The sequence below is a fragment of the Paenibacillus sp. FSL k6-2145 genome (assembly GCF_037976585.1).
Taxonomy (GTDB): Bacteria; Bacillota; Bacilli; order Paenibacillales; family Paenibacillaceae; genus Paenibacillus.
The window spans coordinates 5,801,516-5,814,318 of record NZ_CP150267.1; the positions used below are offsets into that span (position 1 = coordinate 5,801,516).

Consider the following 12,803-nt stretch of genomic DNA (forward strand, 5'->3'; position numbering starts at 1 on the left):
TACGGCGAATATTGGATGTACAATGTCAGCCTGCTTATGATGCGTCGAGTATGCTGAATGGCCTGTCGCTCGCGATTATACTCCCCATGTTTCTGCAGAACGGACAAGGACGCTCTACTGATAACCGTGCTCATATTGCTGATAACAGTACTTTTGTTCCGGTGATGTAAGGTAGATTAAACGCTCGGAATAACTTTGTGTGGGAATAGAGCCTTACAAGAAGATTTCTCACTTAGTCTTATTGCAGTAGCAGAGGTTCGATGGCTATCGCTATGCGGATTCGTAAGCTTTCAGTTGGATCTTTGAGTTTCACACCCAAGAGTTTTTCACACTTTTCCAGTCTATAGACCACCGTATTTCGATGAACGAAAAGTTGCTTGGATGTTTCGACAAGCTGGCATTGGGTATCGTAAAAAGCGTTCAAGGTGCGCAGCAACTCTTTTTTTTCATGTTCGTCTGCAATGTACAGCAATCCGTTTAAGGTCGCGTCGTAAAATTGTTTCAGTTCGTTGTGGGGAAGCATGTGGAATAAATATCCGATGTCCTTGGCTTGGTAAGATTGGACAAATTGCTTTCGTTTTAGCCAGTAGCCGAATTGCAATGCATTAACCGCTTCTGTATAAGAATGACGAACGCCAAGTACATTTGTTGCAGGTTTGCCCATGCCGATAGACAGACTCAGTCCAGTCTCATGATGCAGCACTTTCAGCATTCCTGACAGCTGCTCGGTGATTTTCGCCTCATCCCACCCCGACTCAGGGATAGATAGCAGAAGACAGTAGGTATCATGTTTGGTAAACATGACGAAGGAATGATCTAACCCACCAAAAACACGTTTGATGTGCTCGTATTGCTCCTCTTGCTCCGTGATATTATCTCCTTTCGGAAACGCCGAACCTTCGTGATTAGGAAATCTTTGATGCATGTGATGCACCTCGTCATTACGCATGGTCAGCACGACACTTGCACGCCCCTTGATAAGCCCGCATCTCTTGCCACGGTTCAGCGCCTCCTGCTCAGAAGTGATATATCCCTCAATCAGATCGGAAAAGAATTCGTTTTTGTGCCTGCGAGAGCGCTCTTTGACAGCCTGTGATTTGGTCAGCTCCATTCCAATGACGTTGGAGGCCTGCTCAAGCGTCAGACCAAAAAGGCCAGTCCATTCATCCGGAGAATGAAAGGATAGCAAATAGCCTTCGTGGCGGTAAGTTTTCACCGGATATATTAACATGCAGTAACGCTCTCGGACTGATGTGTTGATGAAGCACAACGAAGTAGGACTAGAAATATCGGACAAGTCTTGAAGTGTATTCACAGCGGCTGCAGTGAGTTCAGCAATACTTGTATTCTGGCTGGAAGCGGAGATGGTTTGCCATTTGTAGTTTAACAGGATGACTGGGGATGAGAACAGTTTGGATAGAGAATCGATAATGCTGGAAATTCCTTTGCCGCGCATGATCATCTCGGAGAACTTTTTGTGGATGCTGAGTGCATATTGCAGTTCGTCGCTCTTGTTATTCAGAATCACACTGGTCGATCGCTGCAAAATTTCGCCGAGGGATAGACGCACATCGGAAATTTCGATGATGGGAAATTCGTTCTGATCCGCTTCCCAAAGTATTTCATCAGGGATCGGCAATTCAAAGCGCTTGGTTTTGATGGCCAATCCCGAGCAATGAAGCCGCTGCATGTCCCTGATGAGATGAATAAACATATCTGGCTGCTGCTTCATGAAAAAGCCGTTGGTCAGCAAGAGCTCATTTGGCCTTAGAAACCGAATGATATCTGGACAGTCCATAATATTGACCGTTTGAACCTCACGTACTAGACCCTTATGCCCCGTAATCACTCTGGCATCATCGTAAATGCCGTTTTTCAGCAAATCTGTCAGCAGCACATCGACCCATCCCTTTCTGGAACAAGTTATTTTATTGTTAAGTAATATAACACTACGATCATGTAGAGTAAATATCTTTGGTTTGATCATCCAATAATGCTAATTATTTTTATCCTTTTCATCCAATGATTTCTCGTAAGGAGTGAATTATGCTTAAAGTGTTTCTTGTGTGTAATAAAAGCGTACATGAACGGAGGATGTAATGATTGATCTACTTATCACAGATACGGTGATTTCCGGGGATGAAAGGCGAATGGATGTCGGGATATCCTCAGGCAAGATTGCATTTGTCACGCCATGCGGGGAGAGGAAAACCGAAGCGTCTCGTGTAGTGCAGGGCAAAGGGGGTTTATTGCTGCCCGGATTGGTCGAGCCGCATATTCATTTGGAAAAAGCATATTTGCTGGATTCCATGGATCGGGAGGCGGAGTCTATCCAGGACGCGATTCGGATAACATCCAAACTTAAAAGTTCGTTCACGAGGGAGGACATGTATCGTCGCTCGCTGGTTGTCATTCGAAAAGCCGTCAGGAATGGTGTAACCCATATGCGTTGCCATGCAGAGGTTGATCCGGTCCTTGGACTCAAAGCTGTCGAATCTGCTCTTCGTCTCAAACAATCCTTAAAACATCAACTGAATTTACAGGTAGTTGCCTTTCCGCAAGAAGGGGTCTTTAAGAGTCCTGGGACTGCTGAGCTGATGGAAGAGGCCATTCGTATGGGAGCCGATGTGATTGGAGGAATCACTTATCAGGATGCAAACCTGGGGGAACACTTGGATTTTGCATTTGGTCTGGCCGGGAAGTACGGAAAACCGTTGGATTTCCACGCGGATTTCTCGGTCGATTCCAACGACCGTGCCGTTGTGGAAATTGCAAAAAGGACAATTGCTGCAGGAATGCAGGGGCATGTAGCCGCGGGACATGTAACCTCGCTCGGTTCCCTCATTGAACACGAAGCTTCGGCTATCGGAGAGCTTCTGTGTCTTGCCGGAATCAGCGTCATTACGCTGCCGATGACCGACCTCTTTTTGAATGGAAGGGAAGGCTCCGAAGGTTATCATAGAGGTCTGACTCCTGTGAAACTGCTGCAGGATTGTGGAGTGAATGTGGTGATTGGCGTCAATAATGTGCGCAACCCATTCACGCCGTTTGGCAAGGCAGACCCGATTGAGGCTGCCTGGCTATTGGCGATTACTTCGTACATGGGCGGCAAACGGGATGCGCTCATCTTGACCAACATGCTGACGCATAACGCGGCACAGGCGTTAGGCATTGATAATTATGGAGTTAAGGTTGGCGCTCCGGCTGATATGGTATTGTTCGAAGAGCGGTCGGAAAGGGAAGTGCTGCTTAATAAACCGGAGGCCCGTACGGTCTGGAAATCGGGATTACAGGTAGCTTGTACCGACTCAAAACTTTTGGAATTACCGTGGTTGACGGATGGGATGGAAACAATCTAATTATGAAGTAAGGGGATGGAGTTATGGAGAAAGGATTAACACTCGTAAAAAATGTCAAATGGTCGGAAAACCTGTTTGATCTAACGATTGATCAAGCAACTGGACTTATTGTCAGCATTGAGACTGCCGGAACTGATGCGGATCTCACATCTGTAAATATTGCCGGTAGGGCGACAACCGTCATTGACGCGGATGGGCTCCACTATGTACCACCAATGGCAGATATGCATACCCATCTGGACAAGCATTTTATTGGAGAGCCGTGGAAGTCTTTGCAGCCGTTTGTCACGCTGCCCGGACAGTTGGAATTTGAGAAAAGTATGTTGGGAGAACTACCAACCGGGGCGGGAGAACGTGCGAAACGAATGTTGGATTTAATGCTAGCCCAAGGTACAACGGCAATCCGCACACACGTTGACGTGGATCCGCAAATTGGTCTCTCTCATCTTGAGGAGGTCTTGGAAGTGCGTAAGATGTACCAAGGACGCATCGATATGGAAATTGTGGCGTTTCCCCAGCAAGGCCTGCTTCGGTCTGACTCCATTTCCGTCATGCGGCAAGCGCTTCGTGCTGGAGCCAACTATGTTGGTGGTGTGGATCCGGCCGGACTGGACCGCCGGGTGGATGCCAGTCTGGAAGCCATGTTTGAACTTGCGACAGAATTCTCTGCGGGCATCGACTTACATCTGCATGACCCGAGTCATCTCGGAATATACACGATCAGCCGCTTCGCCGAACTGACAGAACAAGCCGGTATGTCCGGCCGTACCGCGGTAAGCCATGCCTACTGTTTGGGCCAGGTTGGGGAAACAGAGGTGCGCTCACTCGCGGAAAGGTTGTGTGCGACCGGCGTAGCCATCATGACGAGCGTGCCCATTGACAGACCCATGCCCCCCATCAAACTGTTGATGGAAACGGGAGTGTCCGTGCATATCGGTTCCGATAACATTTTGGATTCGTGGAGCCCATTTGGTAATGGCGATATGCTCTCCCGTGGTTCACGTCTCGCTGAAGTATCCGGTTGGGTGGAAGACTTCTGGTTGTTAGAAACGTACAAGCTTATTTCCAATGCGCCATTAACTCCAAAAGTGGGTGAACGAGGCGCTTTCTCTTTGGTAAATGCCATAAATGCGATGCATGCGTTGGCTGCAGCACCTCCACGCGAAGCTGTATTTTCGGGTGGTGTGCTTGTTGGTGGTCGAATGTTTCCGAACAGCAGACAGATGGCAGCCATCCATTCGTAACAATCTTTAATCATACATGAAGCAGCGCATCCTTTTTCAGGTGCGTTGCTTTTTGGCATGAAAAGGCTGATCACATGACGTATAAAACGTTGCTTAATGCAGTGAATGTCATAATACATGACGCTTTAATTTAAACAGGCTTTTCTTTTGGTGTAATAATCCAAATGAAATCATTTTTTTTAGTGAATCACACCAATGACTGAGGCTTCCTTACATCGTATTATTCATATAAGAACATTTTTGAGTCATATAAACTGACATTAACAGAATAGGAGGGATATTGGAGGAGTTACACAAACCAAACATCATTGTTAAGAACAGGGGGAGAGAGACATGCGTCGAGGTTTCCATGCAAACCGCATCCAAAACATCAGAAAGCATGGGCTGTTATTGGTCATGATTTTGCCAGGCATCGTCTATCTGTTCATCAACAATTACTTGCCCATGTTCGGCATTGTGATTGCGTTCAAAGATATCAATTTTGCAAAAGGAATCTGGGGAAGTGACTGGGTAGGCTTCGATAATTTCGCCTATCTGTTCCAAACGCAGGATGCTTGGGTGATTACCCGAAACACGTTACTCTACAACGGCGCATTTATCGTGCTTGGAACAGTGCTCTCCATAGCTGTGGCCGTATTGTTGAACGAGGTAAAAAAGCGATTTGCCTCCCAACTGTACCAAAGCATCATTTTGCTGCCCTATCTGATCTCGATGGTCATTGTCGCTTACTTGGTTCTGGCATTGCTCAACGAGGAAAACGGATTCGTCAACCATTACGTGCTTCCTTTGCTGGGAATTGATCCCGTGTCGTGGTATGCGGATTCCGGTAAATGGCCCTTTATATTAAGTGTCGTATATCTGTGGAAAAACGTCGGTTATACATGCATTGTTTATCTGGCCTCAATCGTAGGCATCAGCCAAGAATATTATGAATCCGCTACGCTGGACGGAGCATCCAAGTGGAGGCAAGTCTGGAGCATTACCCTTCCTCTGCTTAAACCCACGATAGTCATTATGGTGCTTCTTGCAGTGGGACGCATTTTCAATTCCGATTTCGGATTGTTCTATCAGGTTCCGCTGAATTCGGGTGCACTGCAAACGACTACCGATGTCATTGACACATACGTTTATCGTGGATTGATGACTTTTGGGGATTTCGGAATGTCATCCGCTGCCGGACTTTATCAGTCCATAGTCGGTTTTCTGTTAGTATTGACGACCAATGCGATTGTTCGTCGCAAAAACCGGGATTTGGCGCTGTTTTAGCTAAGGGGGAGGACAACATGTATTCAAATAGGATATATCAAATGGCTGTTCACCTCGTGCTCATCATGATGGGAATCGCTGCAGTGTTTCCGTTTATACTTCTGATATCCGCTTCCCTAACCGAGGAACAAGCCATTATCAGGGATGGTTATCGTTTGTTACCGACTCAATTCAGCTTCGATGCTTATGTGTATCTGTTTAATCAGTATTCGTTGATTCTGCGGTCGTATGGAATTACGACGTTCATCACGGTCGTGGGCACGATCGTTGGGTTGTTGATCACAACCCTGGTCGCTTATCCGCTATCCAGAAATGTGCTTCCATTTCGTTCGTTCCTGTCATTCTTCGTATTTTTCACCCTGCTTTTCAATGGGGGGCTGGTGCCGATGTACTTGGTTTATACGGACCTCTTCCATTTGAAAGATACCATTTGGTCGCTAATCATCCCGAATTTATTGACCAACGGGTTCTACATTTTGTTGATGCGCAGTTTCTTTTCCACATCAATTCCCGGCGAAGTCGTGGAGTCAGCCTATGTGGATGGAGCCAACGAATGGATTATTTATTGCAAAATCGTTCTCCCGCTTGCTCTCCCAAGCCTGGCAACCATTGGTCTGATGCTCATGATTTCGTATTGGAACGATTGGTTTAACGGTCTAATCTTCATCAATGACGGAAGCCTCTACAGCATTCAAAACCTGCTTAATCGAATGTTGTCTGATGTCCAGTACTTACAGCAAAACAGTTTGTCTGGCCAGACGGCTGTTGTCTCATCCGTACCTCTTGGCAGTGTGAGAATGGCTATTGCCGTAATCGGCGTGTTGCCACTGATCGCAGCGTATCCGTTTTTCCAGAAGTTCTTCGTCAAGGGATTGACCATTGGTGCCGTAAAAGGTTAGTCATGCTTCGTATCCAAGATGTCTCATCCAAAAGCAAACACGGGGAGTGAATGAAGATGTTCAGAAAAAGATTACCTGCGGGTTTCATAACGGTAATGTCCTTAATTTGTGCGGCCCCTCTATTGTTGACGGCATGCGGAAATCCAGACAGTAAGGAGGGAGCAGAACCTGGGAAAGCTTCAGCAACAGATATGTATGAAGTGGTCATGACGTATCCGGCTTTTGGGGATGTAACGGATGTTAAGGAAATTCAGGAAGCCATCAGCGATATTACAGCGGAGAAGGTAGGCGCCACCGTGAAGCTCTTGCCTGTTAATGGATCGAACTATGCCAATCAAATGAACTTGATGTTGGCGGGCAGCGAGAAACTGGATCTGGTGTATACCAGCGTTTGGTTCGGCCTTGAATCCCAAATCGGCAGGGGACAGTTACTGCCCATGGACGAATCGTTGAATGAATTTGGTAAAAAGATACTGGAGGCTGTTCCGGAGGAAGCCGCAGAAGCCGGTAAGATGAATGGTGAAACATATGGCGTTCCCAGCATTAAAGCTTGGGCACTTTCCCCTAGTTTTGTGATGGACAAAGAGCTTGCCGATAAGCATGATATTGACCTTAACGCCATAAAAACCTGGAATGATATCTCTGCTGTATTGCAGCTTATCAAGGACAATGAGCCAGGTGTCACGCCGATTGTCAGCTATACCTCGCAGGAAACACCCGGACAAGCCATGCTGAATTTTGATCCATTGGGAACAGCACCTGGCGTACTGGATTTTGGCGGGGAGGACTTCACCGTGCAGAACCTTTTTGCGACTTCGCGGTTCTCCACAATGGCTGACCTGATGCGTGATTGGTATCAAAAAGGTTATTTCAGCAAAGACGTCGCAACGTCACAGGAAACGGGGTCCAATCTGATCAAGGCAGGCAAAGCCTTCTCGTATATCCGGAATATCAATGAGTGTTACTCGGAATCACTTGCGGCTGGGACTGAACTTGTATGCGTACCTCTTGAGGACTCGTATATGACGCGAAATAGCGTAGCTTCCAACATGATGTCTTTGGCAAGGAACAGTGAGCAGCCGGATAAGGCGATTCAAGTATTGGAACTGTTTTACTCGGACGAAGCAGTCATTAATCTGTTTACCAATGGAATTGAGGGCAAGCATTATGTTAAGCGGGATAATGACCTGATCGGCAAACCGGAAGGTGTCACTGCAACAGGATACGATTCAAACCAATATGCCGTGGGGAACAATTTCCTGTCCTATATATGGGAAGGGAATGATCCTGACATGTGGAAGCAGTTGAGGGGCGAAAACGAGAGTGCCGTAAAATCAAGGGCGATGGGTTTCAGCTTCGACATCAATCCTGTCAAAACACAAATTACCTCGGTGGCCAACGTCCAAAACCAGTATGATGCAGGCTTTCAGACAGGAACTTTTGACCCGTCAGAACTGGGTGCTTATCTCGACAAACTAAAGAATGCAGGCGTAGAGAAAATATTGACGGAGAAGCAAAACCAGTTAAACCAATGGCTTGAAAATAAATAGAAGGAGCTGATCACGCATGTTTAATCCTGTCATTGATGTTCACCACCATATCATCTCTAAAGAAATGCAACGAAAGCAGCGGGAGCTGGGAATGGAGATTCCAAGTTTTATGCCGAAGTGGACGCCTGAGATCGGGATGCAAAAAATGGATGTATGTGACATCTCGTTTTCATTCCTTTCAGCCCCGTCAGACCTGACGTTCATCGACCAATCTTCTGCCAACACATTGGCACGTAAAATGAATGAAGAGCTCGCATCGTATGCTCAACTTCATCCTGAGCGGTATGGTGCGTTTGCAACGCTTCCACTCCCGGATCCCGCAGCAGCCATGGAAGAAACCTTGTATGCACTTGATGTTCTCGGGATGGATGGTGTTGCAATGCTGACAAGTTATCAGGGGAAATATTTAAGCCATCCGGATTACACCGAATTGTTAACCGAATTGGACCGACGCAGTGCTGTTGTGTTTCTGCATCCCATCCTCATACCGCAAAAAATCGCTGGACTTAGTCCTGCATTGCTTGAGGGCACCTTCGATACGACGCGGGCCGTCACTACGATGGCTGTTCATCGCATTTTCGACCAATATCCATCCATTCAGTTCATTCTTCCCCATACCGGGGGCATGGTTCCTTATATCAAATGGAGAATTGCGCTTGCCGCCATCGGGCAAGATTCGATTCAGGTTGAAACAACACCGGAACAATTTCAAGCTGAAATAGCCAAACTGGACCACCTTTATTATGATTCCACGTTGAACCTCGGCACAATCCAAAAGTTGATTTCGCCTGATCGGATTCTGTTCGGAGCGGACATACCTTGGCCTGCGGACAGCGTCCTTCGTATACAGCGGGAGTCGGTATTTCATGAAGCACAGCAGATCAGCGAAGAAAACGCGAAGGCGATCGCTTATGGCAATGCCTTTCGTCTATTTCCCCGCATTTCTAAGCTTTTTGATATACAGAAAAAGTTAATTTAAAGTGACAGGAAACGATAAATCAATCATTTTAAGAAAGCAGCTGATCCAATGATCGGCTGCTTTTATTCAGCTAACGAGAGGAATCAATCATATATTATATTTTTTCCTTCTTCACTTAGTTTTCTTAATGATGTAATCATGTGATTAATCTCTTCTTCAGAGTGTCTTTCCCATGAAGCTAATTCAGCTATTATTTTAAGTGGCGATTTAGATCGATATGAACGTGTTGGATTTCCAGGAAACTTTTTATCAGTTACGTTTGGATCACTTTCAAAATCTCCTAATGGTTCTACAATGTAGATTCTTTCTTTTGCATTAGATCTTGCCAATTCAGCACCCCATTTGGCAGCATTTAATGTTGCAGTAAAGTATATATGGTTAGAATTTTTCTCTTGATAATTTGATAAGAACTGTGGTTCTAATAAATCACCAATTTGCAGTTCTGCTTTTGTACCATGAAAAAAAGGACCTTGATCTATGATCACTTTTTTGTCATCCATACTGATCCACCTCTTCTTTTTTAGTTTTGTATCTAGCAGTATAGTGTAGGAATTCTAAAAAAAACAGTCTATAAAAAAATAAAAAATAACCGTATAATTTAAGTAGAGAGAATGATACTGAGTCCAATAACCCAAGTTTAAGAAAGCAGCTGATCCAATGATCGGCTGCTTTTGTTTAACTAACGAGCAGGTTAAAAGATAATCCGTTCAAGGCAGGTCTCTGGCCTGGATTATAGAGTAATGTTGTAATGCCAGAGAATATAGTTGATAAGCATTATCATTCATGTTATATTGTTCACTAGTAAACTAAATATAAAAAAATTATTTATAAAAACCCCATTATTTAAGTGATATTTTTGTTTACAAGTAAATAAGGAGCGATCCAGGATGATCTCAAAAGATCGAACAAAACAGTTGCTTTATGACCAATTCATCCGTTTTTTACATGTGTATGAGAACCACAAGGATACAGAAATCGAGCATTTCCTAAGTATCGCCCAGCGAGAAAGCATCGAGAAAATCCCTCAGCATTTGACCGCGGTTCATATGATAGACTGCATAGGCAAGCATGAGCCTATTAACAACACGGGGATTGCCGAGGCGATGAATTTGTCCAAAGCAAGTATCACCAAAATTGGCAACAAACTGCTGGAGGAAGGATTCGTCAAACGTACAAAAATGAACGACAACAAAAAGGAGAGCTATTTCCGGTTGTCACCGCAAGGCAAAAAAATCTTTGAACTGCATGAACGTCTGCATATACATGAGGCTGAGCGCTTCTATCGTACTCTCGACAAATATTCGGAAACGGAGCTAAAAGTAATCCATCAATTTCTTCAAGACAGCAGTATAAATATTGAATCCAGATAGAACAAAGGAGAGTGAGGCATTTGAGTCTGGCGGAATTGATCAGGGAGCGCAGGAGTATTCGTAAATGTAACTCTACGCCGGTGGACCAAGAGTTAATTGTAGAATTACTGAGTAAGGCTATAAGGCTTCAACCATTTGTCGAGTCTGGCTCGTGGCGTGTAGTATATGCCGGAACGCCAGAAGCACGCAAACGGTTGGTGGACTGCATGCTGGAACAGATGTCACAAAGCAAGCTCGGCAAGCTGATTCCAGGGAAACTTCTGGATGTTTTTAAAAAGAGATTTACCGATATTCCTGCCCACGTCATTGTTATGTCGACTGTAGGACCGAATCGTCTGACCAATGACCGTAATTATGCGGCTGCCTGCGGGGTGATGCAGAGCTTCCAACTGCTGGGCTGGGAACGAGGGTTAGGAATGTTGTGGGATACAGAGTCCATGATTCAGCATGAAGGGTTCTTCAATGGAATTGGCTTACGTGAGAATGAAAGATTTGTTGGTATTCTTCATATAGGATATTACGACAAAGCGCCAAGAAGTCGGAAAAGGACACCAGCTGAGCAGAAGTGGACCGTATTGCGAGGACAGTCTACATAGAAGAGGAGGATGTAAAAATGAAATTGTCAGATCTGGAAGGAGACATGGCCGGTCCGAGTGAGTTTTTGGAACAATCGGTATCGCAGGATCTAATCCTTGAATTGCTTAATCATGCCGTATGGGCGCCAAATGATGGCCTCCGAGAGCCGTGGCGATTCATCTTCGCCGATAACCGGTATGGGGACATCATGCAGGGATTACAGGAGCCTGCCCCTGCATATCTTCTGGTCTTGGTGAAGGAAGAGGCGGATCAATATAAGCGGGAAGAGGACTTTGCGGCTGTCTGCTGCCTAATTCAGAATTTTCGCTTGCTGGCTCATGAGCAAAGTCTGGGTGTGCGCTGTACCTTGCATGACTGGATGTACGACCCGAGCCGTACTGAAATGTTTGGTGTACAGAGTAACGAGCGCATTGCTGCGGTTCTGGAATTGGGATACGGTGCAAATCAGTGGAAAGGGAATACTGAGTTACCTGAGACTCAACTTCATTTTGAACTGCTGTAGGGTGGCGATCAATTTTTATTGCACCAAAACATCATAACTGATTGAGCTTGCTTTCAGGCTCCTCACCATTTTCTACACGTTTTATATTCTTTATAAAGAAATCATATCTTGTTTTATGAAATTTCCGACCATCAGGCATTCCCGCTGTATGGGGAGTAAGTATCACATTACCCAGATTCCGGAGCTCACTATCAATAGGAAGCGGTTCAGATTCAAACACATCCAGGCATGCGCCTGAAATATCCCCGTTTTTTAATGCATCAATTAAGTCTCTTTCGTTGATAATGCCGCCGCGGGCTGTATTGATAAAAAGAGAGGTGTTTTTCATTTTTTTGAATGCCGTTTTGTTGATCAGCTGTTTGGTTTGCTCATTCAAGGGTACATGTACACTGACTATATCCGATGTGCTTACAAGAGTATCGAAATCCGTCATTTTCACAAAACCGTCCGATTGTACAGTGGCATTTCTCGCATACGCCAGCACATGCATATCAAAAACCCTGCAAAACGCAGCAACTTTTTTTCCAATAGCACCCAAACCGATAATCCCAATCGTTTTGCCCTTTAATTCACTACCTGTATAGTCCAATTGATTTTCATCCATCTTGTTTTTCATGAAAGTATCAAGAAACGGTATGTTTTTATAATAAGACATTATCAGTGCCATTACGTGCTCGGCCACTGCCTGTGCATTCACCCCTGCAGCATTGGCCACCCAAATGCCGAGCTGTGTACAGGCAGGGACATCTACATTATCAAATCCTGCACCCGTCTGTACCAATTTTAATTTTTTTGCGTTAGAAAGCAGGCTGTGGTCCACTTTAATATGTTCAGGAATGATTACCTGGCAATCTTCAATATGATGCAGCATTTCTTTTCCTGGCGGAACAATTACAACGTTCCAGTCTTGCGGAAAACACCTTGCAATATTTGATTTTGAGGTTTCGCTAAAATAGCCAACGATGAGAATCTTCATTGCTAAACCACCTTTCATAAGCTACCATTCTTCGAATAAAACCGTTTGATGCTCGTCATTG

General features: G+C 45.2%; 12 protein-coding genes. 9 read left to right on the top strand and 3 right to left on the bottom strand.

From position 1 onward, the window contains the following. Nucleotides 1-238: 238 nt before the first annotated feature. Complete coding sequence (locus NZ043_RS25550) at nt 239-1,897, bottom strand: PucR family transcriptional regulator ligand-binding domain-containing protein (protein WP_249910532.1); 1,659 nt, start codon at nt 1,895-1,897, stop codon at nt 239-241. A 202-nt stretch (nt 1,898-2,099) separates the two neighbouring features. Between NZ043_RS25550 and NZ043_RS25555 the strand changes: the two genes are divergently transcribed. From NZ043_RS25555 to NZ043_RS25580, 6 genes are all read left to right on the top strand, one after another. Continuing rightward, nucleotides 2,100-3,359 carry an amidohydrolase family protein gene (locus NZ043_RS25555; protein ID WP_091029972.1) on the top strand — a complete coding sequence of 420 codons (1,260 nt, stop codon included), beginning with the start codon at nt 2,100-2,102 and terminating at the stop codon, nt 3,357-3,359. A gap of 23 nt (nt 3,360-3,382) precedes the next feature. Beyond that, nucleotides 3,383-4,603 (top strand): amidohydrolase family protein, encoded by a 1,221-nt coding sequence (locus NZ043_RS25560; RefSeq protein WP_339309582.1) that lies wholly within the window; start codon nt 3,383-3,385, stop codon nt 4,601-4,603. 333 nt (nt 4,604-4,936) lie between these two features. Continuing rightward, nucleotides 4,937-5,869 (top strand): ABC transporter permease subunit, encoded by a 933-nt coding sequence (locus NZ043_RS25565; RefSeq protein WP_240768022.1) that lies wholly within the window; start codon nt 4,937-4,939, stop codon nt 5,867-5,869. A 17-nt stretch (nt 5,870-5,886) separates the two neighbouring features. Next, a complete protein-coding gene (locus NZ043_RS25570) occupies nt 5,887-6,768 on the top strand; it encodes a carbohydrate ABC transporter permease (protein WP_339309583.1) in 882 nt (293 codons plus the stop codon). 56 nt (nt 6,769-6,824) lie between these two features. Continuing rightward, entirely contained in the window at nt 6,825-8,318 is a 1,494-nt protein-coding gene (locus NZ043_RS25575) for an ABC transporter substrate-binding protein (RefSeq protein WP_249910528.1), read from the top strand. Between the two features lie 16 nt (nt 8,319-8,334). Further along, a complete protein-coding gene (locus NZ043_RS25580; protein WP_249910527.1) occupies nt 8,335-9,297 on the top strand; it encodes an amidohydrolase family protein in 963 nt (320 codons plus the stop codon). An 83-nt stretch (nt 9,298-9,380) separates the two neighbouring features. Here NZ043_RS25580 and arr read toward each other — a convergent pair whose 3' ends face one another. Next, on the bottom strand, nt 9,381-9,797 hold the full coding sequence (gene arr / locus NZ043_RS25585; RefSeq protein ID WP_047843187.1) for an NAD(+)--rifampin ADP-ribosyltransferase: 417 nt from the start codon (nt 9,795-9,797) through the stop codon (nt 9,381-9,383). A gap of 387 nt (nt 9,798-10,184) precedes the next feature. Here arr and NZ043_RS25590 point away from each other — a divergent pair, with 387 nt between their 5' ends. From NZ043_RS25590 to NZ043_RS25600, 3 genes are read left to right on the top strand one after another with little or no spacing between them, the layout of a single operon-like run. Then, nucleotides 10,185-10,667 (top strand): MarR family transcriptional regulator, encoded by a 483-nt coding sequence (locus tag NZ043_RS25590; RefSeq protein WP_017688279.1) that lies wholly within the window; start codon nt 10,185-10,187, stop codon nt 10,665-10,667. 11 nt (nt 10,668-10,678) lie between these two features. After that, nucleotides 10,679-11,263 (top strand): nitroreductase, encoded by a 585-nt coding sequence (locus NZ043_RS25595; RefSeq protein WP_339309584.1) that lies wholly within the window; start codon nt 10,679-10,681, stop codon nt 11,261-11,263. A gap of 17 nt (nt 11,264-11,280) precedes the next feature. Continuing rightward, complete coding sequence (locus tag NZ043_RS25600) at nt 11,281-11,766, top strand: nitroreductase family protein (RefSeq protein WP_339309585.1); 486 nt, start codon at nt 11,281-11,283, stop codon at nt 11,764-11,766. A 31-nt stretch (nt 11,767-11,797) separates the two neighbouring features. Here the strand turns inward: NZ043_RS25600 and NZ043_RS25605 are convergent, their stop codons facing one another. Further along, nucleotides 11,798-12,742 carry an NAD(P)-dependent oxidoreductase gene (locus NZ043_RS25605; RefSeq protein ID WP_339309586.1) on the bottom strand — a complete coding sequence of 315 codons (945 nt, stop codon included), beginning with the start codon at nt 12,740-12,742 and terminating at the stop codon, nt 11,798-11,800. Nucleotides 12,743-12,803: the final 61 nt, after the last annotated feature.